The organism is Corynebacterium suedekumii, assembly GCF_030252185.1.
Classification (GTDB): Bacteria; Actinomycetota; Actinomycetes; order Mycobacteriales; family Mycobacteriaceae; genus Corynebacterium; species Corynebacterium suedekumii.
On sequence record NZ_CP126970.1, the window covers coordinates 2,052,902 to 2,069,760 of the forward strand.

Genomic DNA, 16,859 nt, shown 5'->3' on the forward strand with positions numbered 1-16,859 from the left:
AGGGTCATGTCAGTGGTCCTTCCGGGTGGACGGGGAGGTGCTGTCGGGGACGACGGTGACGTTGCGGGGGATGGTGCCCTCGGCGTCGGCGAGTGAGGCGAGCTGGCGAGCGGTGAGCTCGCGGGTGGCACCCTTCTCGAAGTGCTTCTCCAGGTAGTACTGGCCCACCATGAGCACGGAGGTGACGGCGAGGTACCAGGTGGCGGCGACGAGCAGCATGGGCACCGGCTCGAACAGGGCGGCGGCGATGTCCATGGAACGGCCGTAGAGCTCGAGGGTGTAGGGGACGGCGACGACGAGCGAGGTGGTTTTCAGCATGGAGATGAGCTCGTTGCCGGTCGGCGGGATGATGATGCGCATGGCCTGCGGCAGGACGGTCCGCCGCATGGTCAGCCACCAGCTCATGCCCAGTGCCTTGGACGCCTCCATCTGGCCTTCGGGGACGGAGGAGATGCCGGAGCGGACGATCTCGGCCATGTAGGCGGCCTCGTTGAGACCCAGGCCGAGGACGGCGAGGATGAACGCGTTGCGGAGCAGGCCCTCCAGCTCGATCTCCGCGAACCCGACGTTGATACTTTGATAAAGCGAGCCGAGCAGGCCCCAGAACACCAGCTGGACGTAGACCGGGGTGCCGCGGAAGATCCACAGGTAGACCCAGGCCACGCCCCGGAGGACGGGGTTGGGGGACATCCGCATGACCGCCAGGGTGGCACCGAGCACCACACCGATGAGCATGGCCAGCACCGTCAGCGCCAGGGTGTGCAGCGCCGCGGTGGCGATCCGGGTGTCGAAGAGGTACTGGCGGTAGGTGTCCCAGCCGTAGGCCTCGTTGGTCAGGGCGCCGACGACGAACCAGGCGGCCAGGCCCAGCACGATGGCGGCCAGCACCCAGCGGCCCGGGTGGCGCAGCGGCTTCGCCTGGATGGGGGCGGGGGTGGTGGTCATGAGCCGATTCCTTCCACGGGTTCTTCGTTGATCATCGCCTGCTCGAGCAGACCGGATTCCACACCCCACTGGTTGAGGATGCGGGCGTACTCGCCGGAGTCGATGAGGTGCTGCAGGGCGGCGGCCATGGCGGGGCCGAGTTCGAGTCCTTCGGCACCGCCCAGCCGTAGGGGGCGGCGTCGAACATGTCGCCGGTCAGTTCCATCTTCCCCTCGGAACGCTCGACGGCCCAGGCGGTGACGGGGGAGTCGGCCGACAGGGCGTCGGCCCGCCCGATGAGCAGGGCCAGTGCCGCGTTGTCGGAGGTGTCGTAGGACAGGACGGTGATGGGGTCCTCGCCCGCGTCCTCACAGGCCTCGTTCTTCGGCCGGACGTCATCGGTCTCGGAGACGGTGGTGCGCTGGACCGCCACCGTCAGCCCGCAGGCGTTGTTCGGGTCGATGGTGTCGCCGGTCTGCTGCGCCCACTGGATGCCGGCGTAGAGGAAGTTGACGAAGTCGAAGTTCTCCCGCCGCTCCGGGTTGTCGGTCAGGCCGGTCGTGCCCACATCCAGGGTGCCCGCCTGTACGGCGGGGAGGATCATGGCGAAGTCCTGCTCCACCGGCTGGAAATCCAGCCCCATGACGGCGGCGGTCGCCCGGGCCAGGTCCATCTCCATGCCGATGATGTCCCCGTCGGAGTCCTTGAGCTCGAAGGGGGCGAACGGCGGGTTGACTCCGCCGGAGAGCACGCCGTCCGCCGCGACGGACTCGGGTACCATCGCGGCGATCTCCGGCACCTCGGCCGGGATGATCGGCTCCCACCCTTCGGGGGTGCCCTCCTCCACGTTGGTGACACAGGACGTGAGGCTTATCGACGCCGCCGCGATCACCGCCGCGGCCATCCTCCTGGTGGGCCTCATGCCGGCTGCGATTCTGCGACGACCTCGGAGTCCCGGCGGGCGGTGGAGACCCGGTCGGCGACGATGAACGCCGCGACGACGGCCGCGCCGATGAGCGTCATCCCGAATACGGCGAGAGCGTTGTCGCCGGGGGCCAGCAGCCCGGCGTTGTCGTCCTGCCACGGCCACAGGGCCCGCAGTGAACCGAGCATGAGTCCGGCCATGACGGTCAGGGTGATGCTGCGGTGCTTGGTCAGTGCCCAGGTCAGGCCCTTGATGAACAGGGCCACACCCAGCAGGGCGCCGGCCATGAAGGTGAGGATGACGTCCCACTCCCGGTTGGACAGGGACCCCATGATCGGGGTGTACAGGCCCATGGCCAGCAGCAGGAAGGATCCGGAGATACCAGGCATGACCAGCGCGCACACCGCGATGGAGGCGGCGAAGAAGATGACGATCAGCGACGGATCGGTCTGCGGGGTCGACGTGAACCCGGTGGCCAGGAAGCCGACCACGGCGGCGACGAGAAACAGCGGGATGAGCATGACACCCCGGCGACGCACGTCACGCGGGTCCATCATGGCCACGGGCACCCAGATGGAGACGATGACCATGCCGAGGAACAGGCCACGCGCGTACTCGGGGGAGTTCTCCACGAAGTCATGGAGTACCGTCGACAGGGTGAACACCGCGGTGACCATGCCCACGCCCACGGCGATGAGAAACGGCCAGTCCACGGCCCTGAACTGGCGCTTCATCAGCTGGTTTCCGGCGTTGAGCGCGCGTTCGTAGATGCCGACGACGAGTGCGACGGTGCCGCCCGAGATGCCGGGCACGAGCTCCGCCATGCCGATGAGAGCTCCGCGGATGAGGTTGACCACGAACGCCAGGGGCGTCCGCGGTGTCTTGGCGGGGTAAGTGTGGGTCATGGCGCGCCGGCCGTAGCCTTCCGTGGTCAGACGATGAATCGACCACTCACTCTAAAGCATCGGGCACGGCTTTCCCGAAGCCACACCTAGCGCACGGCGGAGGCGATGAGCTGGATCACAGTGCCCAGGACCGTGACGCCCACGACGCCGATGAGCAGATCCAGCCCGATCTGGGAGGACCCCTCCCGGGCGCCGTCGGTGTCCCCCTCCGAGGATGCCTCGGAGAGCGTCTCGACGCCGCTCGACCCCAGCCGCGCCTCATCCGGGAGCTTCTCGAGGGAATCCTCGACCGCGACGGAGTCACGGGAGCTCAGCTCCTGGGCCTGGACGGCGGGGACGCCGCCGAGCAGCAGAGCGGCGGAGGTGGCGACGGCGATGACAGAGCGGTGCAGGGTATTTTTCACTCCCACACCATATCGCCTCGGTGTCGGCGAAGACGGGAGAAGGCCTGAACCTCTGCCCCCGCACCTGAGAGTCAAGGTTCAGGCCTTGTTTCGCTGGTGCCCCAGGTGGGACTCGAACCCACACTGTACGGGTTTTGAATCCGTTGCCTCTGCCAATTGGGCTACTAGGGCGTGCTGGGAACATCCTAATCCAGTCACCTCATTGGGCGGCAATCCACCCCTCGCTACACTCGGGGCGTGACTGAGAACAACCGACTCCTGCTCATCGACGGCCACTCGATGGCGTTCCGTGCCTTCTACGCGCTGCCGGCGGAGAACTTCTCTACCACCGGCGGCCAGCACACCAACGCCGTCTACGGCTTCCTGTCCATGCTGGCGAACATCCTCGCCGAGGAGAAGCCGGACAAGGTCGCCGTCGCCTTCGACGTGGGCCGCAAGACCTTCCGCACGGACATGTTCCCGGAGTACAAGGCCCAGCGTGAGGCCGCCCCGGAGGAGTTCAAGGGCCAGGTGGGGATTCTCCAGGAGGTGCTGAACACGCTCGGCATCACCACGCTGAGCATGGAGAACTACGAGGCCGACGACATCCTGGCCACGCTGACCACGGCGGCGAAGCAGCTGGACTACGAGACGGTCATCATCACCGGCGACCGGGACTACCTTCAGCTGGTGGATCCGCGGACGACGGTGCTCTACCCCATGCGTGGGGTGTCCACCCTGCACCGCTTCACCCCGGCGGCGGTGGAGGAGAAGTACGGCCTGACTCCGGAGCAGTACCCGGATTTCGCGGCGCTGCGGGGTGACCCTTCCGACAACCTGCCCAACATCCCCGGGGTGGGGGAGAAGACCGCCACGAAGTGGATCCAGCAGTACGGCACGCTGGACAACCTGCTCGCCCACGCCGACGAGATCAAGGGCAAGGCGGGGGAGAACTTCCGCGAGCGCATCGACCAGGTGAAGCTCAACCGGACGCTCACCCACATGCTCACCGACATGGAACTGCCCGTCGGTCCGGACCAGCTCGAGCTGTCCCCGGCCGATGTGGCGGAGGTGTCGAAGCGATTCGATGATCTCCAGTTCGGTGCGAACCTGCGCGAACGGGTGCTTGCCGTCGTGCCCACCGAGGGGCATGTCGCCGAGGACTCGGTGGAACTCACGGACGTGGTCGTCGACGACGTCCCGCTCGCCGACTGGCTCGCGGAGCGCAGTGGCGAGGGCATGGCGCTGTTCGTCACGGGGACGGGCACGCCGAACCAGGGGGACGCGTCGGCGCTGGCGATCGTCGACAAGCAGCGGCACGCCGTGACCGCCGAGCTCGGCGAACTGGACCCCGGGGACGAGCAGGCGCTGGCCGCCTGGCTGGCGTCCGGGGACCCGAAGTACCTCCACGGGTCCAAGGCGACGTTCCACATGCTCGCCGGCCGGGGCATGGACCTGACCGGGGTGGCCCACGACACCGCCATCGCCGCATACCTGCTGCGCCCCGGGCAGCGCACCTACGACCTCAAGGACGTCTACCAGCGGCACCTGCAGCGTCAGCTCGCCGAGCCGGACGGACAGCTCTCGCTCATGGGGGACACCTCGCTGGTGGATTCCGCCGTCGCAGTCCTCGAACTCGCCGAGGAACTGACCGTCCAACTGCAGCAGATCCACTCCTTCGAGCTCTACCACGACCTTGAGCTGCCGCTGGCCCGGATCCTCGCGCGGATGGAGGCCACCGGCATCGCCGTCGACGTGGACACCCTCGAGGACCAGCTGGCCACCTTCATCGACCAGGTCACGGAGGAGGAGGCCGCCGCCCGTGAGCTGGCCGGTGACCAGAACCTCAATTTGTCGAGCCCGAAGCAGCTGCAGGTCGTGCTGTTCGAGACCTTCGGCATGCCGAAGACGAAGAAGACCAAGACCGGCTACTCCACCGCCGCCAAGGAGATCGAGCAGCTGGCGGTCAAGCACCCGCACCCGTTCCTCGACCACCTGCTCGCGCACCGCGAGTACCAGAAGATGAAGACCACCCTGGAGGGGCTGATCAAGTCCGTCCAGCCGGACGGGCGGATCCACACCACCTTCAACCAGACCGTCGCCTCCACGGGCCGGCTCAGTTCCACCGACCCGAACCTGCAGAACATCCCCGTGCGCACCCCGGCGGGCCGGAAGATCCGTTCCGCCTTCGTCGTCGGCGAGGGGTACGAGTGCCTGCTCACCGCCGACTACTCCCAGATCGAGATGCGTGTCATGGCCCACCTGTCCGAGGACGCCGGGCTCACCGAGGCCTACCTCGAGGGTGAGGACCTGCACAACTACGTCGGCTCCCGAGTGTTCAACGTCCCCATCGACCAGGTCACCCCCGAACTGCGCCGCCGCGTCAAGGCGATGTCCTACGGCCTGGTCTACGGACTGTCCGCCTTCGGCCTGTCCCAGCAGCTGGACATTCCCGCCGGTGAGGCGAAGGCCATCATGGAGAGCTACTTCGAGCGCTTCGGCGGCGTGCAGCGCTACCTCGCCGAGGTGGTGGACAAGGCCCGTCAGGACGGCTACACCTCCACCGTCTTCGGCCGGCGCCGCTACCTGCCGGAGTTGACCTCCGACAACCGGGTGGCCCGCGAGAACGCCGAGCGGGCAGCTCTCAACGCGCCGATCCAGGGCACGGCGGCGGACATCATCAAGGTCGCCATGATCCGCGTCGACCACGCCCTGGCCGCCGCGGGCGTGCGTTCCCGCGTGCTGCTCCAGGTGCACGATGAACTCGTCGTCGAGATCGCCCCGGGCGAGCTGGAGCAGGTCCGTGACATTGTGGAACGCGAAATGGACGAGGCCATCACACTACGCGTCCCGCTGGAGGTCTCCGCGGGCGCCGGAAAGAACTGGGACGAGGCGGCACACTGACATGATCCGTTCAATGTCTCCGGCGGACCGAACGGCCGTCGCCGCGGTGCTCGCCGACGCGTTCACCGAGCACGAACTCTTCGTCTGGGCCCTTCCCGACGCCACCACCCGACGCGACGTCCTCGCCGCCTACTTCAGCGTCGAGATGCTCAACGGTGAAGTCCGCGTCCACGAACAGGACGGGCAGATCCTCGGCGTGGCCGTCTGGCTGGACGGCAGTGAGCCATCGCTGCCGCAGCGTGCCTGGCTGCCCGTCGCCCGCGCCGCGCTCCGCCTCCTGGGCCCGGTCTCCATCGCCCGCACCCTGTACCGCGGGTGGCGTGCGGACCGCAGCGTCCACCGTTCCCGCCCGGACACTCACCCCCCGGTCCTCGGCTGGCTCGCCGTGTCCCCGCCCGCCCAGGGAGGGGGCATCGGCCGTGCCCTGGTCAAGGACGGGATCGAGCACTTCCCGGGAGACGCCTACCTCGAATGCTCGGCCTCCCTGATCAACTACTACAGCCGACTCGGATTCTCCCCGGTCAAGTCCTTCCCACTCGGCGCCGGCGGTCCCGTCTTCACCGCAATGAGCAGCTGACCTGCAGCTTCTCGACGCCCGCGTCCCCCAGCCCCGCCACCTCCGGTGCGGGGCGGGAGGCGGCCACCGCCGGGCTGGAGTCGACGAGCCAGTTCGTCACAGGCCGGCGTAGTACTCGCGGAGCTGGGCAGGATCAGATTCCACGTCCTCGAGCTCGTCGAGGATGAGGTGCCAGCCGAGGGCGTAGTCGACGGCCTCCTCGCCGAGCAGCCCCTCGTGGCTGAGTCGGACGTTGCCCTCGCCGACCTTCCAGGTGATGAAGGAACCCGGCAGACCCGGCCAGTTCCGCGTGTTGACCAGGGCACGCGGTGGATCGGAATGGGTGACCTGGCCGGTGGCGCGGGGAGGCTGCAGTCACAACGGATGGTGCCGTCGGTGATGGAGCCGGTTCATTCTTCTTGCCTTACGGGTGGTGTGCTGTCCACCACACTATCGTTTCTCGGTCAGGAAGATCGCCGAGCCGGGAAAGATCCGACCCCGCTGGGGCGACCACTGCCCCCAGTTCTCCGTGAGCTGGTCTGGCCACTCCGGTTCGACAAGATCGCGCAGGTGGAATCCGGCGTCATCCAGGGCCCGGACCCAGTCGCCGAAGGTGCGGTGGAACTCGGTGTAGGTCACCGTGCCGTCGTCGTCTCGTTCCACGTACTCACGCTCGAAGTAGCTGATCTGTGCCTCGAAGGCCTCCGGGTCGTCGGGGAAGATCCACCGGATGGGGTGGTTGACGGCGAACACCAGGCGGCCGCCGGGGCGGAGGACCCGGGCGACGTCGACAAGCACCGCTGTCACATCGGGCACGAAGGGGAGCGCGCCGAAGACCGAGAAGACGACGTCGAAGGAGGCGTCGCGGTAGGGCAGCGCCTGGGCATCGGCCTGGGTCAGGGGGACGCGGCCGTCGGCGCGACGAAGCATCTCCCGCGAGATGTCGAAGCCGGTGACGAAACCGACGCCGTCGCGGGCCAGCCACGAGGAGCAGGGTGCGGAACCGCAGCCGAGTTCGAGGACCTCCAGGCCCGTGACGTCGCCGAGGAGGCGGGCATCCGACTCGGCGAGCATCTCCGGGCACCAGTGGAATCCGTCCAGGTAGGCGGCGTGATCAGCGTGGTAGCGTTCAGCATCCGAGTCCCACCACGCGCGGTTGGCGGACGCCGCCTGGCCGGCCAGGGGAGTGGCGGATGGTTCTGATGTGGTCACCTGGGATTTCCTTCGTGTCGGTATTTGCCGGACCTGCGCGAACGGACTACTGTGTTAGGGGCGTGTCGTAGCTGCGTGGCGTGCCGGGTCGTAATGGGAGGGCCCGCTCGACCCCGGAGTGAGATCGAAACCGCACCTCACGGTCGGTATTCCGAGAGACACGTTCCTGTCCACTTTCTATCTCCTATCCAACTCGGAGCAACTGAATTCATGCCCAACACCACTACCCCTCAGGTTGCCATCAACGACATTGGCACCGCTGAGGATTTCCTCGCAGCAGTCGACGCCACGATCAAGTACTTCAACGATGGTGACATCGTCGAGGGCACCGTCGTCAAGGTTGACCGCGACGAGGTTCTTCTCGACATCGGATACAAGACCGAGGGCGTCATCCCGTCCCGCGAGCTGTCCATCAAGCACGATGTCGACCCGGACGAGGTCGTCGAAGTCGGCGACCAGATCGACGCGCTGGTCCTCACCAAGGAGGACAAGGAAGGCCGTCTGATCCTCTCCAAGAAGCGTGCTCAGTACGAGCGTGCCTGGGGTGCGATCGAGAAGCTGCAGGAGAACGAGGAGCCGGTCACCGGTACCGTCATCGAGGTCGTCAAGGGTGGCCTCATCCTCGACATCGGCCTGCGTGGCTTCCTGCCCGCCTCCCTCGTCGAGATGCGCCGCGTCCGCGACCTGGACCCGTACATCGGTCAGGAGCTCGAGGCCAAGATCATCGAGCTGGACAAGCACCGCAACAACGTGGTCCTGTCCCGCCGCGCATGGCTCGAGCAGACCCAGTCCGAGGTCCGCTCCGAGTTCCTGCACCAGCTCCAGAAGGGCCAGGTCCGGAAGGGCGTCGTGTCCTCCATCGTCAACTTCGGCGCCTTCGTCGATCTCGGCGGTGTCGACGGCCTGGTGCACGTCTCCGAGCTGTCCTGGAAGCACATCGACCACCCGTCCGAGGTCGTCACCGTGGGTGACGAGGTCACCGTCGAGGTTCTCGACGTCGATCTCGACCGCGAGCGCGTCTCCCTGTCGCTGAAGGCGACCCAGGAGGACCCGTGGCGCGTCTTCGCCCGCACCCACGCCGTGGGCCAGATCGTCCCGGGCAAGGTCACCAAGCTCGTCCCGTTCGGCGCCTTCGTCCGCGTCGAAGAGGGCATCGAGGGCCTCGTCCACATCTCCGAGCTGGCCCAGCGCCACGTGGAGGTTCCGGACCAGGTTGTCACCGTCGGCGAAGAGGCCATGGTCAAGGTCATCGACATCGACCTCGAGCGTCGCCGTATCTCCCTGTCCCTCAAGCAGGCCGACGAGGACTACTCCGACGAGTTCGACCCGTCCAAGTACGGCATGGCCGACTCCTACGACGAGCAGGGCAACTACATCTTCCCTGAGGGCTTCGACGCCGAGACCAACGAGTGGCTCGAGGGCTTCGACGAGCAGCGCCAGGCATGGGAGGCCCGCTACGCCGAGTCCGAGCGTCGCTTCCAGCTGCACACCGCTCAGATCGAGCGTCACCGTGCCGCTGCCGCCGAGGCTGCCGAGCAGGCTGCCACCAACTACTCCTCCGAGTCCGAGGACGCTGCTCCGGTGTCCTCCGAGGCTCCGGTCGAGACCACCGGTGGTTCCCTGGCTTCCGACGAGCAGCTCGCTGCTCTGCGTGAGAAGCTGGCCGGCAACTAAGGTCACCTGATCCCGACGCCACCTCCGGGTGGTTGACGGTTCCGGGTTCAGCCCCATCTCCTTCGGGAGGTGGGGCTGAACTGATTCCCGGAGTCGGTGTCGTGTGGGGATGGGAGCACGGTCCGGCCGCCTCGTTCGAGCCTGGGCCGTGCTGCACTCCCCGCCTCTCCAGGGCACCTCGCCGCAGTGCACACAGTTGAGGCCCCGGAAGACCCCGTTCCGGGCGCATCCGTGTACATTGCGGCGCGGCGTGGCACTGCTTCGGGACATGCAGCACGGTTGGCCCGCCGAACAAGCGAGGGTGAGCGCATTCCGTGCTGCAGTCCTGCCAACCTCACCACGTCGCCACGCACCGGTTATGACCTCCCCGGCCACATCCCCGGCATGTCCTTGTGAAATCAACATCAGACCACCTAAGATTGTGACCAATACCGAGTAACCGGAAAAGACCAGACAGAATCACACGGCCCGATCAGCGCGCAGGCGCAGAGGTGGTCATGACAGGCTGCTGGGTCCGGCCAATGGTGCAGCTACTGATTCCGAGAGGAACTTCTTAACATGGCGTCAAAGACAACGACGACGTCGCAGCACATCATTGAGCAGATCGGCGGGGCGGAGAACATCTCCTCGTTGACGCACTGCGCAACACGGCTGCGTTTTCAGGTACACAACCAGGATGAGGTGGATGTCGCTGCCCTGGAGTCCGATCCGGCCGTCCTCGGCGTGGTCAAGCAGGGTTCCACCGGTGTCCAGGTGGTCATGGGTGGTGGTGTCGCGGAGTACTACGGCGCCATCATGAAGGAGCCGGGCATGGCCGGCGCGGCAGACGATGACGGGGAGAACCGGCAGAAGAAGGAGTACGGCGGCGTCCGCTCGAAGCACTCGTGGATCGACTACTGCTTCGAGTTCCTCTCCGACACGTTCCGCCCGATCCTGTGGGCGCTGCTGGGTGCGTCACTCATCATCACCCTCCTCGTCCTCGCGGACACCTTCGGCCTGCAGGACTTCCGCGCCCCGATGGAGGAGCAGCCGGACACGTACGTGTTCCTGCACGCCATGTGGCGCTCGGTGTTCTACTTCCTGCCGATCATGGTCGGCGCGACGGCGGCCCGGAAGCTCGGCGCGAACGAGTGGGTCGGTGCGGCCATCCCGGCCGCCCTGCTCACCCCGGAGTTCCTGACGCTCGGTGAGGCCGGCGACACGGTCACCGTGTTCGGTCTGCCGATGGTCCTCAACGACTACGCCGGTCAGGTGTTCCCGCCGCTCATCGCCGCGATCGGTCTGTTCTGGGTGGAGAAGCTGCTCAAGAAGATCATCCCGTCGGCGGTGCAGATGGTGTTCGTGCCGTTCTTCTCGCTGCTCATCATGATCCCGGCGACGGCGTTCCTGCTCGGCCCGTTCGGTATCGGCGTGGGTAACGGCATCTCCGACTTCCTGTTCTGGCTCAACGATCTCTCGCCGTTCATCCTCGCCATCGCGGTGCCGATGCTGTACCCCTTCCTCGTGCCGCTGGGTCTGCACTGGCCGCTCAACGCGATCATGATCCAGAACATCGCGACCCTGGGCTACGACTTCATCCAGGGCCCCATGGGTGCGTGGAACTTCGCCTGCTTCGGCGTGGTCACCGGCGTCATGATTCTCTCGCTCAAGGAACGTAACAAGGCGATGCGCCAGGTCTCCCTCGGCGGCATGATGGCCGGCTTGCTGGGCGGTATCTCGGAGCCGAGCCTCTACGGCGTGCTCCTGCGGTTCAAGAAGACCTACATGCGCCTGCTGCCGGGTTGTTTCGTCGGCGGCGTGGTCATGGGCATCTTCGACGTCAAGGCCTACGCCTTCGTGTTCACCTCGCTGCTCACCATCCCGGCGATGGATCCGTGGCTCGGCTACACCATCGGTATCGCCGCCGCGTTCTTCACCTCGATGCTGCTGGTGGTGTTCTTCGACTACCGCGGCAGGGAGGAGCGCGATCAGGTCCGTGCCCAGCTCGCCGCCGAGCGTGAGGATGAGACCGCGATCGAGTCCGGGCGTATCGACGCCGCCGGGTCCACCCCCGCCGCCGTCCTCGCCGGTGGTGCCGGAGCCGGCACCGCCGCCACCGCCGGTGCCGCCACCGCGGTCGCGGACCGCCCGGCCCCGACCTCCGCGGAGACCAAGCCGGCGCTCGTGCCCGGCACGGTGACCGAGGTCGCTGCCCCGCTGGCCGGCCGGATCATTCCGCTGGCCGATGTCCCGGACGCCGCCTTCGCCGGCGGAGCCCTCGGCCAGGGCGTGGGTATCGAGCCCACCGGTGACACCGTCGTCGCCCCTGCCGACGGCACCATTCTCACGGTGCAGAAGTCCGGCCACGCCGTTGGTCTGCGCCTGGACAGCGGTGTGGAACTGCTCATCCACATCGGCATCGACACCGTCCAGATGGCCGGCGACGGTTTCGAGGTGCTCGTGGAGAAGAAGCAGCGCGTCACCGCCGGTGATCCGCTCATCCGCTTCGACACCGCGAAGATCACCGAGGCCGGCTACTCGCCGATCACCCCAGTGCTGGTGGTCAACACGAAGAAGTTCGGCTCCGTCGAGGGTCACACCGGACGCGACGCCGCGATCGGCGACCACATCATCACCATCATGGCCAAGGATGAGTAAAAGCTAGACTCGGGTCCATGCTGCGCATCGGACTCACCGGCGGGATCGGCAGCGGTAAGACCACCGTTGCCGATCTCTTTCGTTCCCACGGCTTCCCCGTCATCGACGCCGACCTCATCGCCAGGCAGATCGTTGAGCCGGGCCAGCCGGCGCTGACCGAGCTGGCACAGGCCTTCGGTGCTGACATCCTCCACCCGGACGGCAGCCTCAACCGGGGGGAACTGGCCGCCCGCGCCTTCGTGGACCCCGAACGCACCGCGCTGCTCAACTCGATCACCCATCCCCGCATCCAGGCGGAGACGGCACGCCAGTTCGCGGCTGCGGAGGCGGCGGGGGAGCCCGCGGTGATCTATGACATGCCCCTGCTCGTGGACAACGGCCTGCATGAGGGAATGGACCTCGTGGTGGTGGTGGACGTCGATAAGCAGACGCGGCTGCGACGCCTCGTGGACAGCCGCGGGCTGAGCGAGGAGGACGCACTGCGGCGCATGGATGCGCAGGTCGCCGACGACGTCCGATTGGCGGCGGCCGACGAGGTCATCGACAACAACGGGCCCGTGGAAGGGCTGGCGGATCAGGTGGCGGCGGTCGTCGAGAAGATTCGTCGCTAGGATTGCCCCATGGGAACCTGGAACACCGGACCATTCGACAACGACGACGCCGCTGAGCTGCTCGAGGATCTGCGCGACGGCGACCTTGACCTGGACATGATCCTGCCCGACCCCACCGAGACCTACATCGAGGCGGACCAGGGCGCGATGATCATCGCCGCCGCCCACCTCGTCGCCGGCAGCGGGCGCCCCGAGGGGGTCACCGACGAGCAGCTGGCACCGCTGCGCACGCCCGAATTCCAGGAGAAGCTGCGGCAGTCACTCGACGCGGTGCTGCTCGACTCCTCCGTCTCCGAACTCCATGAGTTGTGGTCGGACTCCGACCAGTTCGACGAATGGAAGGCGAAGTCCTGGGTTGATCTGTCATGAGCGGCCTGATCCCCGTCCTCGTCCTCGCCGTCTTCGTGCTCGTCGCGGTGAGTTTCGTGGTGATCTTCCGGCAGAACCACCGCACCCAGGTCGGCCGGGAACAGGCCGAACTGACGCGCACCGATGACGCACGGGCAGAGGCCCGCCGCTGGATCGACCGCCTGGGCACCGAGGTGCTGTCCACCTCCGGTACGGACGCCCACTCCACCGATCTGGTGGGTCAGGCCTCCGCCCGACTCACTGCCGCCACCACCCACCTCGGCGACGCCACCAGCCCCGCCCAGGCCCGCACCGCCCGCGACATCGCCCTCGAGGGACTCCACCTCATGCGCGACGCCCGCCGAGCCATGGGCCAGCCCGACGGCGCCCCCATCCCCGCCCCCGAGGAGCGAGCATGATCGACGACCATTCCTACCTCCTCGGAACCTGGCGGGGTGAAGGCCGCGGCGACTACCCGACCATCGACGCCTTCACCTACACCGAGACGATCACGTTCACCGCGATCCCGGGCAAGCCTTTCCTCCGTTACGAGCAGAAGACGATGAGTCCGGAAGGCACCCCGATGCACACCGAGGTCGGCTTCCTCCGTAGTCCGGCTGACGGCCAGCTCGAGTTCGTGCTCGCCCAGCCGACCGGCCAGACCGAGCTGCTGCACGGGCACGTCGAGGACGGTGACGGGGGAGCGGTCCTCGTCTTCGAGGACTCGGCCGTGGTCAACTCACGCAGCGCCAAACAGGTCGACGCGACGATCCGTACATACACCGTCGACCTTGCCGGCGAGACGTTGACGACGACCTTCGACATGGCCGCCGTCGGCGAGCCGCTGCAGCGGCATCTCACGAGCGTGCTGCAGCGGGTCGACGGAGAACAGTCCTATTAGAGGGTCACGCCTGACTGGCTGACGTAGAAACCGCTGCCATCGAATAAGCAGTGGACCATGACGTCGCCCTCGGCGACCTCGCAGGTCACCGGGCCGTTGGCCAGGCGGGAACCGGCCGGCAGCGTCACGGTGTTCTCGTGGGCCATGAAGATGCGGTTGACGTTGTGAGCCTCCGCCGGGGAGCCCTGACGGACGGACACGGCGTTCTCGTCGCCCTGGCCCTGGTAGGTGCACATCGCCGCCGGGCCGTCGATGCCCTCGCCAGCGGAGCCGTACATCTCGCAGAAGGTCCCGTCGGGGCCGGTGAACTGCAGTCCCGGTTGTTCGGGGAAGATGAGGTTGGAGGCGTAGGGGGCGGGGTTGACCTCATCCTCGACGCCGGTGGCTCCGGGGTCCTCTGGCAGGGTGGCCTGCGCGGTCTCGGTGACCGTGGTCGGCTGTTGTGCGGGGCTGTCGGCGGGGGATTCGGTGACGGTCACCGTGTCAGCCGAGGAGGCGCCGGAGTCGGCAGTGTCGGAACTGTCGGTGGAACATGCGGTCAGGAACAGGGTCGACACCGCGGCGAGCGCGGCGATTGTCGGTCGGTTCATGTCAGTCGCTCTCCTTCCACCCCGAACCCTATATGAGGCAGGTCACACGATGCCAGGGTCTGATGTGTCTTTCCGGGTGGCCGACACGGCGCTGACCTCGCGACTGCGTTGACCCTGTGCCTCCCGGTAGAGGTGGCCACTGGCGGGGGGAGCACCTGGACTGACGGACGGCGTACCCTGTACCCATGGCGTTTGCAGCTGAGCACCCCGTCCTGTCCCATTCCGAGCACCGGCCCGTCGGTGAGATCGAGCGCACCGACGGCCAGTTCGAGGTCATCTCGGACTACGAGCCGGCCGGCGACCAGCCCGCGGCGATCAAGGAGCTCGATGAGCGTCTCGACCGGGGCGAGCGTGACGTGGTGCTGCTCGGTGCGACGGGTACGGGTAAGTCGGCGACGGCGGCGTGGTTGATCGAGCAGCAGCAGCGCCCCACGCTGGTCATGGCGCCGAACAAGACGCTGGCCGCTCAGCTGGCCAATGAGCTCAAGCAGCTGCTGCCCAACAACGCGGTCGAGTACTTCGTCTCCTACTACGACTACTACCAACCGGAGGCGTACATCGCGCAGACGGACACGTACATCGAGAAGGACTCGTCCATCAACGACGATGTGGAGCGGCTGCGGCACTCCGCCACCTCGGCGCTGCTCTCGCGTCGCGACGTCGTCGTGGTCTCCTCCGTCTCCTGCATCTACGGCCTGGGCACCCCGCAGTCCTACCTGGACCGCTCCGTCGTCCTGGCCGTGGGGGAGGAGGTGGAACGCGACCGCTTCCTCCGGCTGCTGGTGGACATCCAATACGAGCGTAACGACGTCGCCTTCGAGCGCGGCACCTTCCGCGTCAAGGGCGACACCGTGGACATCATCCCCGCCTACGAGGAACTGGCCGTCCGGGTCGAGTTCTTCGGCGACGAGATCGACGCCCTCTACTACATCCACCCGCTCACCGGCGACGTCGTCCGCCAGGTCGACGACATCCGCATCTTCCCGGCCACCCACTACGTCGCCGGCCCGGAGCGGATGGAGAAGGCTGTCGCCGCCATCAAGGCCGAGCTCGCCGAGCGGCTCGCCGACCTGGAGAACCGGGGCAAGCTGCTGGAGGCGCAACGCCTGCGCATGCGCACCGAGTATGACCTGGAGATGATCGAACAGGTCGGCTTCTGCTCCGGCATCGAGAACTACTCCCGCCACATCGACGGCCGCGGGGCCGGCACCGCACCGGCGACGCTCATCGACTACTTCCCCGAGGACTTCCTCACCATCATCGACGAGTCACATGTCACCGTGCCGCAGATCGGCGGCATGTTCGAGGGCGACATGTCACGCAAGCGCAACCTCGTGGAGTTCGGCTTCCGCCTGCCGTCGGCCATGGACAACCGCCCGTTGACCTGGGAGGAGTTCGAGGCCCGCGTCGGCCAGACCGTCTACCTCTCGGCGACCCCGGGCAACTACGAGATGGCCGCCGCCGGTGGCGAGTTCGTCGAGCAGGTTATCCGCCCGACCGGTCTCGTCGATCCCAAGGTCACCGTCAAACCCACCCAGGGCCAGATCGACGACCTCATCCACGAGATCAAGGGGCGTACCGAGAAGAACGAACGCGTTCTGGTGACCACCCTGACCAAGAAGATGGCCGAGGACCTCACCGACTACCTCCTGGAGAACGGCATCAAGGTCCGGTACCTCCACTCGGACATCGACACCCTCCAGCGTGTCGAGCTGCTGCGCCAGCTGCGCCTCGGCGAGTTCGACGTCCTTGTGGGCATCAACCTCCTGCGCGAGGGCCTCGACCTGCCCGAGGTGTCACTCGTGGCCATCCTCGACGCCGACAAGGAGGGCTTCCTGCGGTCGTCGACCTCGCTGATCCAGACCATCGGCCGTGCCGCCCGAAACGTCTCCGGCGAGGTCATCATGTACGCGGACAAGGTCACCGACTCCATGCAGCACGCCATCGAGGAGACCGAACGCCGCCGGGAGAAGCAGATCGCCTACAACACCGAGCGTGGCATCGACCCGCAGCCGTTGCGGAAGAAGATCGCGGACATCCTCGACCAGGTCTACGAGAACAACGCCGAGGGTGCCCCCGGGGTGGGGGGAGACGCGGCCGTCGTCACGCGTCCCGACACCTCCGACATGCCCGCCGACCAGCTGCAGAAACTCATCGACGACCTCACCGCCCAGATGGGCGCGGCGGCCAGAGACCTCAAGTTCGAGCTCGCCGGGCGGCTGCGTGACGAGATCGCCGAGCTGCGCAAGGAACTCCGCGGGATCAAGGATGCCGGGATGTAAGGTGGCA

14 protein-coding genes, 1 tRNA gene and 1 pseudogene are annotated in these 16,859 nt (G+C 66.9%); 9 read left to right on the forward strand and 7 right to left on the reverse strand.

All coding sequences use genetic code 11. The annotated features are described in order from the left end of the window. Window positions 1–9 precede the first annotated feature (9 nt). The 5 genes and pseudogenes from QP029_RS10315 to QP029_RS10335 all read right to left on the reverse strand — a co-directional run bounded on the left by QP029_RS10315 (window position 10) and on the right by QP029_RS10335 (window position 3,329). The gene (locus tag QP029_RS10315; RefSeq protein WP_284874219.1) at window positions 10–945 is read right to left on the reverse strand and encodes an amino acid ABC transporter permease; all 936 of its coding nucleotides are present in this window, start codon (window positions 943–945) and stop codon (window positions 10–12) included. Beyond that, window positions 942–1,846 (reverse strand): annotated as a pseudogene (locus QP029_RS10320) (ABC transporter substrate-binding protein). The gene QP029_RS10315 and the pseudogene QP029_RS10320 overlap by 4 nt, the downstream one beginning before the upstream one ends. Continuing rightward, window positions 1,843–2,754 (reverse strand): DUF368 domain-containing protein, encoded by a 912-nt coding sequence (locus tag QP029_RS10325; RefSeq protein ID WP_284874220.1) that lies wholly within the window; start codon window positions 2,752–2,754, stop codon window positions 1,843–1,845. The pseudogene QP029_RS10320 and the gene QP029_RS10325 overlap by 4 nt, the downstream one beginning before the upstream one ends. Before the next feature lie 86 nt (window positions 2,755–2,840). Next, the gene (locus QP029_RS10330) at window positions 2,841–3,158 is read right to left on the reverse strand and encodes a hypothetical protein (RefSeq protein WP_284874221.1); all 318 of its coding nucleotides are present in this window, start codon (window positions 3,156–3,158) and stop codon (window positions 2,841–2,843) included. A 94-nt stretch (window positions 3,159–3,252) separates the two neighbouring features. Beyond that, a tRNA-Leu gene (locus tag QP029_RS10335) sits at window positions 3,253–3,329 on the reverse strand. Between the two features lie 108 nt (window positions 3,330–3,437). Between QP029_RS10335 and polA the strand changes: the two genes are divergently transcribed. Next, window positions 3,438–6,041, forward strand: a complete 2,604-nt coding sequence (gene polA / locus QP029_RS10340; RefSeq protein ID WP_284876227.1) for a DNA polymerase I — start codon at window positions 3,438–3,440, stop codon at window positions 6,039–6,041. Between the two features lies 1 nt (window position 6,042). Further along, complete coding sequence (locus QP029_RS10345) at window positions 6,043–6,618, forward strand: GNAT family N-acetyltransferase (RefSeq protein ID WP_284874222.1); 576 nt, start codon at window positions 6,043–6,045, stop codon at window positions 6,616–6,618. Between the two features lie 429 nt (window positions 6,619–7,047). Here QP029_RS10345 and QP029_RS10350 read toward each other — a convergent pair whose 3' ends face one another. After that, entirely contained in the window at window positions 7,048–7,809 is a 762-nt protein-coding gene (locus tag QP029_RS10350; RefSeq protein WP_284874223.1) for a class I SAM-dependent methyltransferase, read from the reverse strand. A 210-nt stretch (window positions 7,810–8,019) separates the two neighbouring features. On the opposite strand from QP029_RS10350, the gene rpsA reads away from it, so the two are divergent. The 6 genes from rpsA (at window position 8,020) to QP029_RS10380 (ending at window position 13,980) form a co-directional block, all read left to right on the forward strand. Further along, on the forward strand, window positions 8,020–9,483 hold the full coding sequence (rpsA, locus tag QP029_RS10355) for a 30S ribosomal protein S1 (protein ID WP_284874224.1): 1,464 nt from the start codon (window positions 8,020–8,022) through the stop codon (window positions 9,481–9,483). A gap of 558 nt (window positions 9,484–10,041) precedes the next feature. Next, on the forward strand, window positions 10,042–12,120 hold the full coding sequence (locus tag QP029_RS10360) for a glucose PTS transporter subunit IIA (RefSeq protein WP_284874225.1): 2,079 nt from the start codon (window positions 10,042–10,044) through the stop codon (window positions 12,118–12,120). A 17-nt stretch (window positions 12,121–12,137) separates the two neighbouring features. After that, entirely contained in the window at window positions 12,138–12,731 is a 594-nt protein-coding gene (gene coaE / locus QP029_RS10365; protein ID WP_284874226.1) for a dephospho-CoA kinase, read from the forward strand. A gap of 9 nt (window positions 12,732–12,740) precedes the next feature. Next, window positions 12,741–13,100 carry a DUF4259 domain-containing protein gene (locus tag QP029_RS10370; RefSeq protein WP_284874227.1) on the forward strand — a complete coding sequence of 120 codons (360 nt, stop codon included), beginning with the start codon at window positions 12,741–12,743 and terminating at the stop codon, window positions 13,098–13,100. After that, window positions 13,097–13,498, forward strand: coding sequence for a hypothetical protein (locus tag QP029_RS10375; protein ID WP_284874228.1), 402 nt, complete (start codon window positions 13,097–13,099; stop codon window positions 13,496–13,498). Before QP029_RS10370 ends, QP029_RS10375 begins: the two co-directional genes overlap by 4 nt. Beyond that, window positions 13,495–13,980, forward strand: coding sequence for a heme-binding beta-barrel domain-containing protein (locus QP029_RS10380; protein WP_284874229.1), 486 nt, complete (start codon window positions 13,495–13,497; stop codon window positions 13,978–13,980). Before QP029_RS10375 ends, QP029_RS10380 begins: the two co-directional genes overlap by 4 nt. Here the strand turns inward: QP029_RS10380 and QP029_RS10385 are convergent. Next, the gene (locus QP029_RS10385; RefSeq protein WP_284874230.1) at window positions 13,977–14,570 is read right to left on the reverse strand and encodes a hypothetical protein; all 594 of its coding nucleotides are present in this window, start codon (window positions 14,568–14,570) and stop codon (window positions 13,977–13,979) included. The two genes, QP029_RS10380 and QP029_RS10385, sit on opposite strands and share 4 nt — an antisense overlap. A gap of 185 nt (window positions 14,571–14,755) precedes the next feature. On the opposite strand from QP029_RS10385, the gene uvrB reads away from it, so the two are divergent. Then, window positions 14,756–16,852 (forward strand): excinuclease ABC subunit UvrB, encoded by a 2,097-nt coding sequence (gene uvrB, locus QP029_RS10390; protein ID WP_284874231.1) that lies wholly within the window; start codon window positions 14,756–14,758, stop codon window positions 16,850–16,852. Window positions 16,853–16,859: the final 7 nt, after the last annotated feature.

Bases quoted from the DNA above. Each gene is read 5' to 3' on its own strand.
- QP029_RS10315 (WP_284874219.1), bottom strand. From the start codon at position 945: ATGACCACCACCCCCGCCCCCATCCAGGCGAAGCCGCTGCGCCACCCG.
- QP029_RS10325 (WP_284874220.1), bottom strand. From the start codon at position 2,754: ATGACCCACACTTACCCCGCCAAGACACCGCGGACGCCCCTGGCGTTC.
- polA (WP_284876227.1), top strand. From the start codon at position 3,438: ATGGCGTTCCGTGCCTTCTACGCGCTGCCGGCGGAGAACTTCTCTACC.
- QP029_RS10345 (WP_284874222.1), top strand. From the start codon at position 6,043: ATGATCCGTTCAATGTCTCCGGCGGACCGAACGGCCGTCGCCGCGGTG.
- rpsA (WP_284874224.1), top strand. From the start codon at position 8,020: ATGCCCAACACCACTACCCCTCAGGTTGCCATCAACGACATTGGCACC.
- QP029_RS10360 (WP_284874225.1), top strand. From the start codon at position 10,042: ATGGCGTCAAAGACAACGACGACGTCGCAGCACATCATTGAGCAGATC.
- coaE (WP_284874226.1), top strand. From the start codon at position 12,138: ATGCTGCGCATCGGACTCACCGGCGGGATCGGCAGCGGTAAGACCACC.
- QP029_RS10370 (WP_284874227.1), top strand. From the start codon at position 12,741: ATGGGAACCTGGAACACCGGACCATTCGACAACGACGACGCCGCTGAG.
- QP029_RS10375 (WP_284874228.1), top strand. From the start codon at position 13,097: ATGAGCGGCCTGATCCCCGTCCTCGTCCTCGCCGTCTTCGTGCTCGTC.
- QP029_RS10380 (WP_284874229.1), top strand. From the start codon at position 13,495: ATGATCGACGACCATTCCTACCTCCTCGGAACCTGGCGGGGTGAAGGC.
- QP029_RS10385 (WP_284874230.1), bottom strand. From the start codon at position 14,570: ATGAACCGACCGACAATCGCCGCGCTCGCCGCGGTGTCGACCCTGTTC.
- uvrB (WP_284874231.1), top strand. From the start codon at position 14,756: ATGGCGTTTGCAGCTGAGCACCCCGTCCTGTCCCATTCCGAGCACCGG.